Below are 18129 nucleotides of genomic sequence, written 5' to 3'. Positions count from 1 at the left end.
CCCTTTTTTCATCAAATTCTCTCCCAGCCTCCTTTTGAAAATCTCCGTTTCCTTCCGAAACCCCTAACCTGTCCGATTTGTCCAACAAGCTAAACCTGTCAAAACCATTTTTATCACTACCCATTTTCTAATCTGCTAATTTGCTAATTTCCCCGCCTGTCGTGCTACGACCTCGCACCGTCCGTCGTGCTACGACCTACCTCGTACTTTCTGTTCCCATTGCCAAGCCGAACGCATCGCATCGTCCAAAGAGCTTTGGGCTTTCCAACCGAGTACGTTATTAGCCTTATCAGTGTTAGCATAAGCAGCGGTGATATCACCAGCACGACGTCCTACAATTTGGTAGTTCAATTTCTTGCCCGATACCCGTTCAAAGCTTTGGATTACTTCCAAAATGGTACTGCCTTTACCTGTTCCTATATTGAAGACCTCATAGTTTTCAGTATTCTTGCTTTCTAACAAACGTTGAAGCGCAATCACGTGAGCTTTCGCCAAATCCACTACGTGAATATAATCGCGAATGCAAGTGCCATCAGGGGTAGGGTAGTCGCCACCGAAAACCGAGAGTTTCTCGCGCAAACCTATAGCCGTTTGGGTGATATAAGGCACTAAGTTTTGAGGTACGCCTAAGGGCAGTTCGCCTATTTCAGCCGAAGGGTGTGCCCCAATAGGATTAAAGTAGCGCAAGGCAATCGCATTGAGCGAAGGAGTAACCTTGCAAGTATCGCTGATAATCTCCTCACTGATTTGTTTGGTATTACCATAAGGTGATTCGGCTTTTTTCACAGGAGCATTCTCAGTGATAGGCAACTCATCTGCCTGACCGTACACGGTGCAAGACGAACTGAAAATGAAGTGTGCTTTGGGTAACTTGCTCAGTTCTTGCAAGAGGTATACAAGGCTGGTAAGGTTATTTTCGTAATACAAAAGTGGTTTCTCCACGCTCTCACCTACCGCTTTAGAGGCAGCAAAGTGAATCACCCCTTGCACATCGCGATGACGCTTGAAGAAATCTTGTACATCAGCTTTATTACGCAGGTCGAATTTCTCGAATACGGGCATTTTACCTGTAATTTTCGCAATGTGGTCTTTTACATTTTCTTGGGCGTTGGAAAGGTTATCAATGATAACCACATCAAAGCCTGCGTTTTGTAATTCTACAACGGTATGAGAGCCAATAAAGCCCAACCCGCCAGTTACTACTATTTTTTTCATTCTTTATACTAATTGTATTTGGTTGTTTTTATTTTATCGCCACAAAGGTACAAAAAAAGAAATGATTAGCAATAAAGTAGCTTACTTTTTGTGTTATTTCTTGCCTATTTTCATTACTTTTTCTTCAAAAGTTTCTCTCGGTACGATAGCTTTATTGCGCACGCGGGTGCGGTAGTTGTAGATGGTATTGGTGGAATAATGTAAGAAAGTGGCTATTTTAGAGCTATCGGTGATGCCTAAGCGGATAAGGGCAAAGATGCGCAACTCGGGGGTCATTTCGTGAGGTTTGGGGGCAAAACGCTCGTCTTCGGCTAATAGAGCGTTGAACTCAGTGATAAAGTGGGGGAATAGATGCAAGAAAATATCGTCGAACAGCTTGTAGAACTCTTTCAGCTCTTGCTCTATCATCTCGGTAGAGCGGAGTACTTTGTTGAGTTCGTCCCAATTGCGGTCTTTTGCCTTTTTGGTAAGCATTTTTTGGTATTTCTCTAATTTGCTGATGTACACCGAGCACAAGTTGAAAAACTCGCCTATATAGGCTTCTTTTACTTCGTTGCTTTCGTTGAGTTGGGTTACTACCTCTCGCAGGTGTTCGTTGAGTTGCTCTAAATCTTGGTTTTTGTAGTAGAGTTCCTTGCGTATTTTGGCAATGCGCTTCATTTGGCGGGTAACCAATACTACGGCAATAATGAGGAAAACGGCAAACAACCCTACTAACAGCAAGGCGTTGCGTAATTTGGTATTCTGACTGTGAATGCGTTCCTGATAGGCTTTTTCGATGATAGGGAAAATCTTCATCACCTCATCGGAACGCAGTTGAGCGTTGCAAAAAGTAGCGTCTTCCATCGCCGATTTGATACAAGTGTAAGCGTTCTCTACTTCGCCTAATTGAAAAAGCGCTGAGGCAAGTTCAAGCATTGAGGCGTTTTCTTTAATAGCATCTTTGATGTCGCAACTTGCCGAAATAGCAAAGTATTCTATTTGTTTAGGGACATTCTTTTTCTTTTTGTAGAGCGTGCCGAGCACATAACCTAATACGGCTTTTTCGTGTTCATCGGTGTGCATTAGGGCAAAGCGGTCGAGGAGGAGTTTTTCGGCTTCGTCATATCTGCTGGCATCGGTAAGCACGCCCGCATAGAGGAGGATATAGTGAGTAGATTTCTTATCGACTAAATTGAGGAGGAGGTCGCGGTAAGCATTGCTTTTAGCGATATAGGTTTTGGCATCGGGGTTGTTGAAAGCGTAGTTGTTGTAGAGGTTGAGGTAGCAGTTGTAGTACTGAATGAGCTGAGGTTTTTGCAGTTGTTCTTTATCAATAGCCCTGAGCAGGTCGGCAGCATCTAAGTAGTTGCCCAAAATGATGTAGAGAGAGGCGAGGGAAAGGCGGGAATCGTTTTGGAGGTCGGGTTTTTGGAGGTCTTCAGCGATGCGGATATTCTCTTTCACGTAGTACACCGCCGAGTCGGATATATAAGTTTTAAACTCGTCGAAGAGGCGTTGATTGATAGCATAGCGTTGCTCAGCAGAGGCTTTGGGTACTCGTAACAAGTCGATAGCTTCCTTTATTTTGCGTTCTTTTTGCTGGGTGTAGTTATCTTTCTGTTTGATAAGTGCAGTGAGGTTGTGAATGAGCTTTTGATTTTGCCCCATTTGAGCCAAAGCGTAGTAGGGGAGTAGTAGGAGGGTTATGATAAGGCTTTTGTACTTCATTTTCAAACATTAATTTTCAGAGGCAAAAGTAAGAAAAATTAGCAAATTAGCAAATTTGTTTTGGTGGTTACAAAAAATAAATAGATTGTCCGAAAAGTCTCAAAATCACATTTGCATCGCTATACTTTGCCAAAGTTTTTGCCTGTGTGGTCATACCTTTGGCAAAGGTGATTATGATAATCAATTGCTTTTAGTTACATTGTAGGGGCGATTTGCAAATCGCCCTCACAAAACAAAACTTTTCGGACAGATTTCTATTTCACTATTATTACTGTAATTGCTATCGTTTTTTTAATCCTTTGGCTTGTGCCTTATCGGTGAGGGGGTACAAACTAATGGCATAACCCCCTCCTGCTACTGAGTGCAGGGTGAGCTTGCTCTTGTTGGTCACCAATACTTTTTGAATGGTATAGGCTTGCGGATTGGTTTGATAGTTGGCATCTTTGGCATCGGCATAGATAGTGGCTACATAAGTAGTTTTGGGCTCTAAGAAACTGAAATGAATCTTGGAAGTAAAATCCTTGCCGGCAGTATTGCCTACAAACCAATTGCGAGTGCCTTTGGCTTTGCGTGCCACAGTGATGTAAGCCCCTGGTTCGGCTTCTAAATAGTGGCTTTCGCTCCAATCGAGGGCAACCTCTTTGATAAACTGAAACGCATCAGGAAAACGGCGGTAGTTCTCAGGCAGGTCGGATGCCATTTGCAGCGGACTGCTCATCGTTACATACAATGCCAATTGGTTTGCCAAAGTGGCATTGCAGTGTGAATGGTTGTTGGGGTTGTTCTTGCTGATGTCCATTTCAAACACCCCAGGGGTATAGTCCATTGGTCCGCCAATAAGTCGGGTAAAGGGCAACACGCACACGTGATTGGGCTTGCTACCGCCAAAGGCTTGGTATTCACCTCCACGCGCCGACTCGTTGCCTATGAGGTTAGGATAGGTACGACACAAACCCGTAGGGCGCACAGCCTCGTGAGCATTCACCATAATGCGGTAGTCGGCGGCTTTTTTAATAGCATAAAGGTAGTGATTGTTCACCCACTGACTGTAATGGTTTTCGCCTCGCGGAATGATATTCCCTACATAACCACTTTTTACGGCGGGGTATTCGTATTTGTTCATCAGCTGATAGGCTTTATCCATAAAACGCTCGTAGTTGCGGATAGACGAGGAGGTTTCGTGGTGCATAATCATCTTAATTCCCTTGCTTTTGGCGTATTGGTGAATGCCTTCGATATCAAAATCGGGGTAAGGTGTTTGGAAGTCGAATACCAAATCTTTGGAATGTCCAAACCAATCTTCCCACCCTATGTTCCAACCTTCTACGAGTACGCCATCAAAACCGTTTTCGGCAGCAAAGTCGATGTATTTCTTCACATTTTCGGTAGTAGCCCCGTGCTTGCCGTGGGGTTTGAGGGTGGTGTAATCGGTTTTACCGATATGCACACTAGGCACATCGTAAGTATACGACCATTCTTTCATACCGGTAATCATTTCCCACCATACCCCTACGTACTTCATTGGGTGAATCCACGAAGTATCAGCCAAAGCGCAAGGTTCGTTGAGGTTGAGGGTGATATTGGAAGCTAAAATATCGCGGGCATCGTTGCTTACAATTACTGTACGCCAAGGCGTTTGGGCAGGAGTTTGCATATAACCTTTGGCACCATTGGCATCGGGGGTAATCCACGATTGGAACACGAAGGTCTTGTCGTTGAGGTTGAGGTGCATCGCCCCGTAGTTCACCAAAGCAGCCTCGTGCAGGTTGATGTAGAGCCCATCGTCAGTTTTGAGCATTAAAGCGGTTTGTACACCCGTATCCGAAAAGCCTGTTTGTGCTAAATTTGCCTGACGCCCTTTTTGGTTGATAGCGCGTATTTCGGAGAGGCGTGACTGCTGATAGTCGTACTCTTGGGTGTCGTAATCGCCGGGTATCCACCACGCTTGGTGATCACCCGTCATTGCAAACTCGGTGCGTTCTTCTTTAATCACAAAGTAAGGCATTTGCTTTTGTTCGGGGAATTCATAGCGGAAGCCCAATCCGTCGTCAAACAATCTAAAACGCAGGTTCATCTCTCGGTGGGTATCCTTCTGTTTGAGGCTCACCAATAGCTCGTTGTAGTGGTTGCGAATGTTTTGGCTTTCGCCCCATACGGGTTGCCAAGTTTCATCAACGGTCGTATTTTGGGTATTCACCACTTCAAAGTTATGGTAGAGAGAGGTGTTTGCCCCTTCTTTTTTGGTGATTTCAGCGCCAAATTTCACTTCATTGGAGCTAAATAGTTCAATACCTAATCTACTCGGTTTAACCACTTCTTTTCCCTTGTAAAAAAGCGAATAGACAGGAGTGCCTTCCGCGTTGAGCGAAAAAGAGAGTTTCAGTGCTTTGTTAGGCGAAAATAACTCCTGCGCTACAACAGTAGCACAGGAGAGGATAGTTATTGTTATGAAAGTAAGAAATCTCATATTAAAATCCTCACCCCCGTTCCCCCTCTCCGAAAGAGAGGGGGGCAAGATGTAGAAAGGGGTTTTTATTAAAATTTATTTTATTAGTTAAAATGCTGTCCTACAAGCCTCTCCCCTTGGGGGAGGGGCTGGGGAGGGGATTAATACTCTATCACCACCATATCCCAATAGCTAAGGGAGGGGAGGGTGAAGGTGATTTGGTTGTTGTTATAGGTAAATTCTACCACACGGGGAGCACCGCCAAAGAGGTCGGGACTAGCGAACCACACTTTTTTGGGTTGTGCAGTTACAGCAACAGTAGTTTTAAGGTCAGTTACTGTAGTAGGTTTCTTTTGAGTACCGTTGGTATCACGCCAGTCCATAGAAGTTACTCCGTTGAAATTGATGAGGTGCACTATATCCTTGCCGTTCACGGTTTTGGTGAGAGCCGCCACTTTATCCTTCGCTGCAGGCCAAGCCGCTATGGTTGCATTTTCCGCAGTTACTTGAGCTGAGGTATAGCTACCGCCGTCGCGCAAGAGGTTTTGGTAAGCTACCAAGAAATCGTAGTAGGTGATGAGCGCTTTTTTGAGGTCGGCTTTCATTTGAAGGTTTTTGTTAGGGAAATACTCATTGGCGAGGTAGTGTTCACCTATCTCTAAATGAGCTCCTCCGAAGGCAAAAATCACGGCATTGGCGAGCAATACGCCAGGTTCGTTTACAAAACCTGCATTCTTAGATTTTTCGTAATCCATATAGGCAGCCAACACCGTTTTAAGTTGGTTATTGCTACGATTGTAGTTGTCGAGGATAATTTTTGCCAATTGGTCGTAGGTTTTTTCGTCCCATACTTCGGTATAAAGAAAATCCACTTTATTGGTACCTGCAATTTCGGTTTGACCGTATTGCCCTACCGCGTTCATCACAAGGCGTTTATCGGGTTGTGCGCTTTTCATCGCATTGATAAACGAAGCGTATTGAGGCAAGAGATCTACGCTATTGCCATTGTAATCGTACACCGTGCCACGTCCCCCGAGTTGGTCGATATGATAGCCATCGAAACCAAAAACGGCATAAACATCGCTGTTGCGTCCTGCTAAGTAGTTTTGCCAGTGCGCATTACCAGGGTTGGTGAGGTAGATACTACTGCGGGCAAAGTCGCCTAACACGTGCGCATCTTTCTCTTTGTGCTGGTTGTCTTTGTAGAGAAACCACTCTTTAGACACACCATCGGCTTCCGCATTTTTGAGCGCCCCAAAAGCTAAATTGTAGAACATCGCTTTCATACCCTTGCTATGAGCAGCACTGATATAGCCACGTACAGTAGAAAGAAAAGTGGGGCGTTTGAAGAGGTCTGGCCACTCATTAGCAGGGTTTTGAGGGGTGCCAGCCAGCGGTTTGTGATGGTCGTACATCCAGTCGTAGAACTGGATGCCATTGATATGACAGCGATTCATAAAGTCGATATTTTTCTCGATAGGCTCGTTTTTGCCGTAAGAGGACAAGAAGCCGTAGCGAGGGAATTTTGTCCAATCGGAAGAGACATCCACAGCGATACTGCCATAAGTATTTTGTTTACCGCCTGCTTCTTGGTAGATTTCCACCAAAAAACCTCGATAGTCATCGGCAGGGGTTACCCATTGCCAAGAGGTGGAGGTAAGAGGTTCTTCTTTAATGATTTCGCCTAAGTGAGAGTAGCGCACTTTGTAGGAACCAGAAGGCATACTCGCCAAGGTGAAGTGCACCGTGCTACCAGGGGTATAGACCGCCTTATCGGTGCTGATATCTATTTTCAAATAAGTTTCGCCATAAGTAATAGGGTTATTGCTGGGCGTATCGTTCTTCTCGCAAGAGAAGAGGCTGAGCGTAGTGGCGAAGAATAAAGTATATAAAACTTTCATTTTCAATTAATAATTATGCCTCTCTCCCGTTCCCTCTCTCCCAAGGAGAGAGGGGCAATCCGCAGATGCGAACGGAAAGGAGGGTTGTTTAACACGTATAAAGGATTACTGTTTTTTAATAATCACCTTTTGGGTAAGTTGGTTGAGGGTGATTTTGTAGGTGCCTGCCTCGCTGATTTTCCACTTGTTATCAGGGTTAGAGCCGTGGGCGCTGAAAATCATCGGTTCTTCCACACCTGCTGGGGCTTTATCAGCTTTAGCAGCCAAGAACCAATCGCCACCCCAATCGCTTTTCTTGTCGCAAGAGAATTTGAGTTCGCCCGCTTTCAAGTCGCCTTCCCACGTAAAGACATTAGGATTGCCACTATCGACAGTCATAGCAATAGGATTGTTGATATCCCAACCCGCATCGGTAGCACTACCAATCATATACATTCCTGCATAAGGAGTGAAAGGCACAATGTCAATCTTCATCGTACGGGTGTTGAGGGTAATCTTGTAAGTGCCTGCTGCAATTTTCCATTTGTTATCGGGGTCTCCAGCCCATTTCTTCACGGGGAGGTCGCTACCTTCAGCCGTATTATTTTCTTTCGGACGGAAGAATACTGCTAACCAATCGCCTTCTTTAGTACCTATTTTGAACTCACCCCCATTGCCTAAATCGGCATTGTAGTGGAACACAAAGGGGTCGGTAGGGTCTACGGTCATTTTCTTGAAGCTCCAACCGGTGGGTTCACCTACGAACCACAACTCAGTATATTCAGGCGCTTCGCCTTTGGTGATGCTTATGGTGAGATTGATGAGGTTCACTTTCACGGTATAGACACCACTTTCGGCAATTGTAAATTTCTCATCACTCGTATCGGCATCGGTTTTGCGGAAGTGCAACTCGCTATTATTGCTGCCTTTGCCATACGATGGTATAAACTGACCTTTGGTAGTGATAAACTTGATTTCGCCAGCAGACAATCGTCCTGACCACGCAAAGGCTTTAGGAGTACCCTCAACGGGTTTCATCTCTTCGGCTTGATCGGCACTCCAACCGTGAGGGGCAGCACTACCGATGATATACAACGTATTGCTGATAGGGGTATGCGTTTTGAAAACCACCGTCTTCACATTGGTATGTTGTTTCATTCCCTCACCAGAGGCTACTTGGGCAATGATGCGTACTTCCATCGTAACTTCGGTGTCTTCCGCAACTTTGAAAGTGTTGAGCAAGAGGTTGTTGAGTTCCTCGTTTTTATACACTCTCTCATAGGCTTCACGACCTACATTCTCGCTGATACCTCCCGCAAAGTTGTTGCCTTGCACATCCATTTGGAAAGTATAGGTGATAGCGGCATTGGTGCCGTGATTGGAAGCCGCCGTCCAAGAGAACTTGATCGCTTCTTGTTCGGGGTTGGCAGCGTCTAAGGCTACATTTTCTTTAGGAGCTTTCAATTCAAAGGGTTTTCCCTCTTTGAAGAGCTCCATATAGTCCTCTTTTTTACAGCCCGTAAGGAGCAGTAAGAGGGTTAATATTAGATAGTATGGTTTCATATTAGTTTATGGCCTCACCCCCTCCGTTCTCCCCCTTTCCGAAGGCGAGGGGGAGGGAAACCGCAAAAGCGACAAGGGTGAATATTAGTTAAAAGTTAAGAGATAAGAGTTGTTGTAATTCGTCACTCGTAATTCGTAATTCGTCACTCGTCATTATTATTACCAACCTGGGTTTTGGGTGAGGTTGGGGTTGGCGTCGCGGTCTTTTTGAGGGACGGGCAAGAGCAGGTGTTTCTCGCGGGCGTTGGTTTTGCCTATGGAGTGCAAGAAATTAAGTGCATACTGACCGTTGTCCCAGCGAATCATATCAAACCAGCGATGTCCTTCAAAAGCGAGTTCTATACGGCGTTCGTGGCGTATTTTCTCACGCATTTGCGCTTGAGTGAGGTTCTCTATATCAGCGCGATGGGTAAGCCCAGCACGGGTGCGCACTTTGTACAAAGGCACTTCGGCTTCGGTAGTGCGACCCAATTCGTTGAGGGCTTCAGCTTTCATTAGGAGTACATCAGCAAAGCGGAGCGCTACAAAGTTGGCAGGGTTGGTATTGAAATCGGGAGACTGACTTAGCGGCACTAAAAACTTGCGCACATTGTAACCCGTGTTAGACATTGAAGCGCGGTACGCATTCCCCTCAAAATTAGGACAACCCTCATAGAGAATGGTTTTATCCTTGCGGAGGTCGCCAGCCTCATATTGGTCTACAAACTCTTGTGTAGGCTGATTCCACCCATAAGCACCACCTACCCAACCACTGTTGCGAGGTCCCATAAAAGTACTGAGCCAAGAGGCTTGGTTTTCTTCGCCCCAGAAATCGTCTTTGGTAAGTCCATAATACTGAATTTCAAAGATAGACTCGGCAGTGTTTTTGTTGCGTTCGGCAGCGCCAAAGCAATCGGAATAATCAGGATTGAGGGTATAACCGAGGTTTTCGACAGCATTGCACATCTCAAGGGCTTCACTATATCTGCCCAAGGTGAGGTATACTTTGGCGAGCATACCCGCAGCAGCGCCTTTGGTTGCGCGACCTTTATCGGCATTGCTATATTGCTCGCGTGTGGGCAATAGGTTGAAAGCCTCTCTGAGGTCGGGGATAATCACCTCGTTGTATATCTTCATTTTGCTTTGGCGGAAAGGCGTTTTGTTAGTCAAACTCTCTTTAGGGTCGAGCTGAAGAGGCACATCGCCAAAGAGTTGCACCAAAAGGAAATAGTAGTGAGCGCGGAGGAATTTGGCTTCACCGATACAGCGGTTTTTGATATCCTCAGGGATATTGGCAGAAGGCAAAGCTTTTAGAGCCGTATTGCAATAGAGAATACCAGGGTTACAACCGCGCCATATTTCGAGTGCCAAAGGGTTATCGGCAGTCGCGTTGAAGTTGGAAAGAGTGATGGTTTCAAGTCCATCAGTACCTCCTCCAGCGCCTACGATGCTGTTACCTGCTACGATATCAAGCGTCCAGAGGCGCATATTGTAGAGGTTAGAGCGTTGCAAGGGTTTATAAGCCGAATTGGTAAGGGCAATTGCCGATGCCGCATCGCTTATGTTTTCAGCACTTGAATCTTCATAAGGGGTCTTGTCCAAAAACTTAGAACAAGCCGTGAAGAGCGGAAATGCTAATAGGGTGATGTATAATATCTTTTTCATAGTATTGATCCTCTCCCCCGTTCCCCCTCTCCCAAGGAGAGGGGGGCAAGCCACAAAGGCTGCATAGGGGTAATTTTTTTTTGTTTATAATTGTGTTATATTTTATTACCTGATGCCTGATGCCTGACACCTGACACCTGATACCTAAAACTGCACATTTAATCCGAAACTAACTGTGCGGGTTACAGGATAAGTACCGCTATCAACGCCACCAGTGCCTACTTCGGGATCCATACCGCTGTATTTGGTGAAAGTATAGAGATTTTGGCAAGACAGATATATGCGCAACATATTGGTATGGAATTTTTGAGTAACCTCTTTAGGGAGTGTATACCCCAAGGTTACGTTTTTGATGCGTAAATACGAACCATCTTCTACAAAGCGGGTAGAGTGACGCGCATTTTGGTTAGGGTCGCCATAGATAGCACGCGGAATGCTATTGCTAGTACCCTCGCCAGTCCAACGATCTTTTACTTTGGCAATTTGGTTTTGTGGCACCGACATACCCTCTTGCCATATACGATTGGCATTGTAGATATCGTTGCCTGCTACGCCTTGTAAAAATATTTGTAAATCGATGTTTTTGTAGTTGAAGTTGTTGTTCATAGAGAACGTCCATTCAGGGAATGGATTACCGATATAAGTACGGTCTTCGGCATTGATGACCCCGTCGTTGTTGAGGTCGCGGAACTTCACATCGCCAGGGGCGGTACCGTTTTCTACTTGAGTAGCATAGTTGTCTACCTCGCTTTGGTTTTGGAAAAGTCCGTTCATTACATAGCCATAGAAAGCGTTTACAGGGTGACCCTCGGAGAGGATTTGCAATTTGGTGAGAAACGCTTCAAAACCAGTGAACAAAGGCACACCGTCGTTCATCTTCACAATTTTGTTGCGGTTGAACGATACGTTTACATCAGTATTCCATTGGAAGTCCTTTTTATTCACATTCACTGATGACACCGTGAGTTCTACCCCTTTGTTTTCTACTTTACCAGCATTGATACTCGGCACATTGATATCCGAATAACCAGAACTTACTGATACTGCCATAGGTACCAACATATCGCTGGTGTTTTTGATATAGGCATCGAAAGTGAGGTTTAAGCGGTTTTTGAGTAGCGCGAGGTCAATACCCCCGTTGAATTGCTCTACCGTTTCCCATTTTACATTAGGGTTAGGCATCACGTGAGGATAGAGGGTAGAAACAAGGTTATTGTTGAACACATATTGCCCTGTGCGCAATTTGGTAAAATAAGCATAGTTATCGATACCGCCTTGGTTACCAGTCATACCGTAACCCACACGCAATTTCACATCGTTTACATAGTCGTTTTTAGGGAAGAAAGACTCATTTGATGCACGCCACGCCAAAGAGAAAGAAGGGAAAGTACCCCAGCGGTTTTCTTTGGAGAAACGCGAAGAACCATCGCGACGCACCGTAGCAGTGAGCAAGTACTTATCGGCATAGGTATAGTTGAGTCGCCCGATGAAGGAGAGGATAGCCCAATCGTTCATTGTACCGCCTACCGTAGGGTTTTCCAAGCCTTTGCTGAGTTGGTTTTGCTGGTCGCTCAAGAAGTTGCTCACACTCGCATTGATTTTGCTATACACGTTGTTTTGCGCACTGGTGCCCACCATCACATTGAGGAAGTGTTTTTGGGCAAAAGTATTGGTATAAGTGAGTGTGTTATCCCAGAGGAGGGTAGTACTCTTGTTAGCATCTTGGTAGAGGTTAGAAAGCGGATTAGGTATTGGTTTCCAGTTGTATTTAGGGGAGAAACTACGATTGTCCCAATATTTAAAATCGAGCCCTCCAGTAGTTTTGAGTACCAAGTGTTTTACAGGAGTAATTTCGGCAAAGATATTGCCCAAAATGTTATAGCCTTTGGTAGTGTTTTGTCCGTTGATAAGGGCAGTACCTATCACGTTGCGGATATCGCTGTACTGATGGGCAGGCGAATCAGGACCTGAATAACTTCCGTCTTCATTGTAAATAGGTTGTGTAGGCAAAGAAGCCATCGCCATACGGATATTGTAGTCGCCAGATTTCTTTTCGTCGTGGCTGAGGGTGAGGTTGTTGCCAAACTTAATCCACGGTTTTACGCGCGACTCACCGTTGAACTGCACTGTATAACGGCGGTAAGAAGTGTTGAGGATAATCCCATCTTGGTCAAACACCCCAGCTGATACGTAGTAATTGCTCTTGTCGTTACCGCCTGAGTATGAAAGCGAATAGTTACGCATAAAAGCAGGGCGGAAAAGCGCTTTGAGCCAGTTGGTGCCTTCCCCCCAGTCCTCAGGATTGGCGAAATCAGGGCGTTGTGTAAGCGGACTTACCCCAGGGGTGCGGTTGTAGTTGGCAATCATTTCGTTGTGAAAAGAAGCAAACTCGCGGGCGTTGAGCATCACGGGTAAGTTGGTAGCTTGTTGAAGGGCTACATTGGTGCTGAACGACAGTTTGCCGTCGCCATTTTTTCCTTTTTTGGTAGTGATAAGCACCACCCCATTGGCACCACGAGAACCGTAAATCGCTGTTGCCGAAGCATCTTTTAGCACATCGATATTTTCTATATCATCTACGTTGAGCGCGTTGATACCGAGGTCGGTAGGTACACCATCGATAACCAGTAGCGGTTCGCTATTGTTAATCGTGCTAATACCGCGAATGCGAAATGATACGTTGTCACCAGGTTTTCCCGCCGAGGTTACTTGCACCCCAGCAGCACGCCCTTGGAGGGCTTCTCCAGCGTTGGCAATAGGTTTCTCTTTGAGGGCTTTGTTGGACACCGAAGTAACCGCTCCCGTAAGGTCTTTCTTGCGGACGGTACCATAACCTACCACCACCACTTCGTCTAACTGCTCTTGTTCTTCTTTGAGCACGATAGTGAGTTGGTTTTGGTTGCCTACCGCTACATTTTGGGTGTGATACCCTATAAACGAAACCGATATCGTGGCTTTAGCAGGTACTTCTATCGTGAAATTCCCATCGAAATCGGTAGTAGTACCCTTAGTAGTGCCTTTCACCACCACCGATGCCCCCAGTACGGGCTGGTGTTTTTCATCGATTACCTTTCCGCTAATCTTTTTGTTTTGGGCAGAAAGGGCGGTAGAAAGCAAGCTAAAAAGTAGTAGCAAGGCGAGCTTGCCAATACTGTTTAATAAAGTTCTTTGTTTTCCTTTCATTTTAGTTAAAAGTTAAGAGGTAAGAGTTTGTGCCTGACACCTGACACCTATCCCCTAATACCTGATTCTGGCGCAAAGATAAAACGTTAAAGATATACTAAAAACATTGGATAGTGAAAATATAGATAAGTAAAAATGTAGCTGTTTGATAAACAACAAAATAAAAAGAAAGTGGTAACGAAAAATATAGAAAGAATGTAAAAGTAATTAACAAAGAACATTTGACAAAGGATAATTTGTTATGTGTGTGTGGCACATTAAAATAACAATTCTATGAAAAAACTTATTTTTTCGGCGCTCCTTGCCACAACTTTATTCATTTTACTAGGCAAAAGAGGGTGGCAAATATTATAACGTTACCAATCCTCAAAACTAAGTAGACTTGTCGTTTGTCTTTTCAGATAATAACACCAAGTTCACCTACAGCACACAAAGCCAAAATAGCTTAGTAACGCTATACTTTACTAAAATAAAATAACGATAATCAACCATTAAAATATTCTTTTTCTAATCCTGCTCAGTGCTTGGGGGGTAATGCCAATATAAGAAGCTATATATTTCAGCGGAATATTTTGGATAAGTTTAGGGTCTTTCTCCAATAGATTGCAGTAAATCTCTTCGGGTGATTGCAATAAGAACTGCGCCTCTCGTTGCATCTTTTCAATGAGCAGATGTTCCAAGATATCAACTTTTATTTGTAGGTACTCTTGCTGCTCTATGAGGTGTTCAAGGTGTTCCCGCCCTATTTTATAGGCAGTAACCTCTTTGAGTGCTTGAATAGAGAAGAGGGAAGGTTCACGCTTTACAAACGAGGCATACGACATAAAAAACTGCTCAGCAAAGAGGATATCCACCGTCGTTTCCTTGTCGGTTGTGGGATTGTAGTAGAAAAAGCGCACGATGCCTTCACTGAGGTAATAGAGCGAGTGTTCCACGTCGCCTGCACGGGTGATGAGAGCATCTTTATCGAAATGTACTTCAGTAAAATACTGACTGAGGAAATCTAGGTTTAGGGTCATTGTATATCTTCTGTTTTTTCTTCTTTTACAAACCACATTTGGCAGGTATTGCCCGTAGCAAAAGTAGTGGGTCGTGCAAAATGTAAGTTGTGTAGTGCTGTTTTAATGCCTTTTATCCAACCGCAGTCTACTTGGCATATAATTCTCTGCAAAAAAGTATGCTCAAGAGCTCTTAGTACTTCGTGAAACAAACACTTTTTAATTTGCAAAACATAACCGTAATCATCATCTATAAGGCGTTCAAAGCCAAACCCCTTGCCAAAATAATACGCTTCTCGTGCTTTCGATATCTCCACTATCGCCTTAAAAGGGTACTCCGAAGCTGTTAAGAAAGCCTCAGTGTTTTGCTCCATAAAAGGAGCTATCGGCTCATTGATAGCAAGACACACACATTTGAAAGCCTCTTTATCTTCCTTGCCTATCTTCACAAAAGCTTCATACAAAGCTACTACTAAAACCGCAAATTGCACATTCCCTTCGTCCAACTCATTCTTGATAAGATGAGATACTTTTTGTAATGAGTGCTTAAAATAATCTTCAAAAGCGTTTAAAAAGTCTTCAAACAACGCTTCATCTATCCATTGTTGGGCTTTTATATAAGCAAAAGCCTCTTTCTTTATCCACTGATAGCTGTCCAGCGGACTAAAACTGTATTGTTCTTCTTGGTTCATTTTACATTTGTTTTATAAATGCAAAATTACGTCCAGCAATACACAAAAAAGTTGCTATTTGGCAACTTCCTCTCTTTACTTGTAAGATTTTAGCCTACTGATAGAGTATTTAGTCATTCCAAGCATTGTAGCAAGGTCTTTTTGTTTCACTTTTTGTATAAAGGCAGGAAAGCTGAACAAAGCTTCATATCGCTCTTTAGCCGATTGTCTTTGAAAGAGTTCAATAGTTTCCATCAGCCGTAATATTGTTTGTTGCTCATTTTGTATGAAGAACTGTTGCCACTCATAGCTATTTTGTAGAAGTGAATGCATTTGTTGTTTATGTATTTTCAGTACTTCAGTCTCTTCAATAGCTGTAATAGCATAACGAGAAGGTAAGCAATTTATATAACTATTTTGCTCTGTAAAAAAGTAATCTTCAAAAGCTATCCAGCTCGTGTATTCCTCTCCTTCATCGTAAAAGAATATCCTAAGAGCCCCTTTGTTTACAAAGTAATAATGCTCACACACTTGTCCGAAGTCTAACAGCAAGGTATCTTTAGCAACGCTCTCTTTTTGAAAAGCCTCTCTAAGCGTCTGTTCCTGTATTTTTAGCTCAGGAACGGTTTTTTGTATGTATGCAATTAGTTTTTCCAATTCTTCTCCAATTCAGCAATAATGTGTGAGGCAAAGGTACTACTATTTTTCTAAATACCAATCTTAGCTCTTACAAATGCTTCCTCTGAACAATCCACAACCTCCCTATAACAAAACAAAAAAGGACTACCATTAAGGTAGTCCCTTCTCTATTTTTTACTAATTGCTAACGTGCTACAACTGTGTGTGCGACTCGCACCTCATACTAAAACTTGTAGTTTACTCCTAAGCCCAATACTTCACGAATTTGGAAAGCTTTAGCAGCGTCGTCGTCGTAGATAGCTTGGAAAGTAAAGTTAGCTGATAAGTACTTGTTGATAGTCATCACAATGTTTGCAGTATAATCCAAGTCTACGTTTTGTGGTTTGTCGAGATAGTTGCTGTACAAGCTAAGGATATTCTCGAAAGACACATTGTCCATCACAGAAAACTTAGCATAACCGTTCAAGTAGAAACCGAGTTCATAACGAATGTTCTTTCCTTGTTCAACACCGTAGAAAGGACCTGTTTCTGTCCAACGGCTTTTAGCTGTTGTGATTTTAGAAGTTGCAGGAGCCAAGTTCACTTTTAGGTTATCGCTCTTCTTCCACAACATACCAGGACCAAATTGTAAGTATCCAGGTGAAAGCATTTGGTTTATGAGCGTACGACCTGTGCTCTCATATTTGTAACCATCGGTCATTTGTGTTTTGAAGTTCAAGAAGAATGAATAGTACCACTGTGGGTTGTTCAATTGGTAACCGAGTACTGAGTTCACCTCAAAACGGTCAGTGGTTTTTCTTGAATAGTCATCACCTTCAAGTTTAGTAATCCCGTAATCAACAAATACGTTGTTATCCCACGCCCATTTGTCTTTCTTGTAGTTAAAAGCATAGCTCACCGCAAGGCTTGCTGCTACGTTGTTAGTTCCCCCTCCTGTCCAATCGTGGTTGAAGGCGGCTTGCGAGAACATCAGTGAAGCGTTACCTCCCTTTGTCCATCGAGGAGCAGGAGCTTCCTCTGTTGGAGCTGCCGTAGGGTCTTGTGCTACACCGTCATTCGTTTGGTCTTCCTGAGCAAATACAGCTACTGAAGACAATAGTAAAGTTGAAAATAAAAGTCTTTTCATAAGTGATTTATTTATAATTTTTACAAAAATCCTAATTCAAGTTTCGCCACCTCACTCATCATATCCTGATTCCACGGTGGGTCAAAAGTGAGTTCTACAATCGTTTCGTGCACTTCGTCAATACTTTGTACCTTTTCCTTCACCTCCATTGGGAGAGACTCTGCCACGGGGCAGTTAGGCGAAGTGAGAGTCATTAATATTTTTACATCGAAGTCTTCGTTCACAAACACGTCATAAACAAGCCCCAATTCGTAAATATCTACGGGTATTTCAGGGTCGTATATCGTTTTGAGCACCTCAACGATTTTCTCGCCCAATTGCTCTATCTTTCTTTCTTCAGTCATTTAATTTTTCTTTTTAAAGAGATAAGTCTAACGCCTCAGAAATCTAATAAAGATATATCTGTTTGATTTGAATAGACTTGTTTAATTTCTACACCGCCAGGTGTATTCCTTCTTATCTATTCCCTAACACCTTAGCAGCATATCCCCTCATTTGCCCTATCATACTCACCAACCCGTTCGCACGAGTAGGTGATAGATGGTCTTTCAGTCCTATTTTATCAATAAAACTCATATCCGCTTTTAGGATATCCTCAGCCGTTTGTTCAGAGAACACTTTCACTAATAAAGCAACAATCCCTTTGGTGATAATTGCATCGCTATCGGCGGTAAAGATAAGCTTACCATCTTCCTCTTCGGCGTGTAACCACACCTGACTCTGACAGCCTTTAATGAGGTACTCCTCCGTCTTATACTTTTCGTCAATAAGTGGTAACGACTTGCCTAATTCTATAAGATATTCGTAACGTTGCGTCCAATCATCAAACAGCGAAAAGTCTTCAATAAGCTCATTCTGAATCTGTTGAATAGTCATTTATGTTACTTTTAGGGCGCAAAGATATAAAACAAATAATAACTAACAACTAATAGCAAATATTTTAACGCTCTTTTAACGCTCCATACAGCCTCTTGTCACGTCGCTACATTTCCCCTTAAAAGGAATATGTTTTCGTCCCTAATTCCCCCTTTGAAGGTAGCCAGCGACAGCTGGG

Annotated in this window: 13 protein-coding genes; all 13 read right to left on the bottom strand. The window is 43.7% G+C overall.

Annotated elements, in window-relative coordinates; translation table 11 throughout:
- Positions 1-189: 189 nt before the first annotated feature.
- The 13 genes from galE to HMPREF9078_RS08520 all read right to left on the bottom strand — a co-directional run bounded on the left by galE (position 190) and on the right by HMPREF9078_RS08520 (position 17951).
- Positions 190-1215, bottom strand: a complete 1026-nt coding sequence (gene galE, locus HMPREF9078_RS08580; protein WP_009420310.1) for a UDP-glucose 4-epimerase GalE — start codon at positions 1213-1215, stop codon at positions 190-192.
- Between the two features lie 93 nt (positions 1216-1308).
- Positions 1309-2925 carry a DUF6377 domain-containing protein gene (locus HMPREF9078_RS08575; protein ID WP_009420309.1) on the bottom strand — a complete coding sequence of 539 codons (1617 nt, stop codon included), beginning with the start codon at positions 2923-2925 and terminating at the stop codon, positions 1309-1311.
- Between the two features lie 280 nt (positions 2926-3205).
- On the bottom strand, positions 3206-5392 hold the full coding sequence (locus tag HMPREF9078_RS08570) for a glycoside hydrolase family 97 protein (RefSeq protein ID WP_009420308.1): 2187 nt from the start codon (positions 5390-5392) through the stop codon (positions 3206-3208).
- 140 nt (positions 5393-5532) lie between these two features.
- The gene (locus HMPREF9078_RS08565; RefSeq protein WP_009420307.1) at positions 5533-7272 is read right to left on the bottom strand and encodes a glycoside hydrolase family 66 protein; all 1740 of its coding nucleotides are present in this window, start codon (positions 7270-7272) and stop codon (positions 5533-5535) included.
- 105 nt (positions 7273-7377) lie between these two features.
- Positions 7378-8814, bottom strand: coding sequence for a SusF/SusE family outer membrane protein (locus HMPREF9078_RS08560; protein WP_009420306.1), 1437 nt, complete (start codon positions 8812-8814; stop codon positions 7378-7380).
- 159 nt (positions 8815-8973) lie between these two features.
- Positions 8974-10458: a RagB/SusD family nutrient uptake outer membrane protein gene (locus HMPREF9078_RS08555; RefSeq protein WP_034543368.1), complete on the bottom strand. Its 1485-nt coding sequence runs from the start codon at positions 10456-10458 to the stop codon at positions 8974-8976.
- 144 nt (positions 10459-10602) lie between these two features.
- Positions 10603-13641 (bottom strand): TonB-dependent receptor, encoded by a 3039-nt coding sequence (locus HMPREF9078_RS08550; RefSeq protein ID WP_009420304.1) that lies wholly within the window; start codon positions 13639-13641, stop codon positions 10603-10605.
- A gap of 491 nt (positions 13642-14132) precedes the next feature.
- Positions 14133-14660 carry a Crp/Fnr family transcriptional regulator gene (locus tag HMPREF9078_RS08545; RefSeq protein ID WP_009420302.1) on the bottom strand — a complete coding sequence of 176 codons (528 nt, stop codon included), beginning with the start codon at positions 14658-14660 and terminating at the stop codon, positions 14133-14135.
- Entirely contained in the window at positions 14657-15331 is a 675-nt protein-coding gene (locus tag HMPREF9078_RS08540) for an L-2-amino-thiazoline-4-carboxylic acid hydrolase (protein WP_009420301.1), read from the bottom strand. The genes HMPREF9078_RS08545 and HMPREF9078_RS08540 overlap by 4 nt, the downstream gene beginning before the upstream one ends.
- A gap of 75 nt (positions 15332-15406) precedes the next feature.
- Positions 15407-15967, bottom strand: a complete 561-nt coding sequence (locus HMPREF9078_RS08535) for a Crp/Fnr family transcriptional regulator (RefSeq protein WP_009420300.1) — start codon at positions 15965-15967, stop codon at positions 15407-15409.
- A gap of 205 nt (positions 15968-16172) precedes the next feature.
- Complete coding sequence (locus HMPREF9078_RS08530) at positions 16173-17075, bottom strand: DUF3078 domain-containing protein (protein WP_009420299.1); 903 nt, start codon at positions 17073-17075, stop codon at positions 16173-16175.
- A 20-nt stretch (positions 17076-17095) separates the two neighbouring features.
- Positions 17096-17419, bottom strand: coding sequence for an iron-sulfur cluster assembly protein (locus tag HMPREF9078_RS08525; RefSeq protein WP_002674499.1), 324 nt, complete (start codon positions 17417-17419; stop codon positions 17096-17098).
- Between the two features lie 112 nt (positions 17420-17531).
- Entirely contained in the window at positions 17532-17951 is a 420-nt protein-coding gene (locus HMPREF9078_RS08520) for a SufE family protein (RefSeq protein ID WP_009420298.1), read from the bottom strand.
- Positions 17952-18129: the final 178 nt, after the last annotated feature.

The sequence above is a fragment of the Capnocytophaga sp. oral taxon 380 str. F0488 genome (genome assembly GCF_000318255.2).
GTDB lineage: Bacteria > Bacteroidota > Bacteroidia > Flavobacteriales > Flavobacteriaceae > Capnocytophaga > Capnocytophaga ochracea.
Note: the sequence above shows the minus strand (reverse complement) of the source record. Positions and strands in the feature narration are given on the sequence as shown.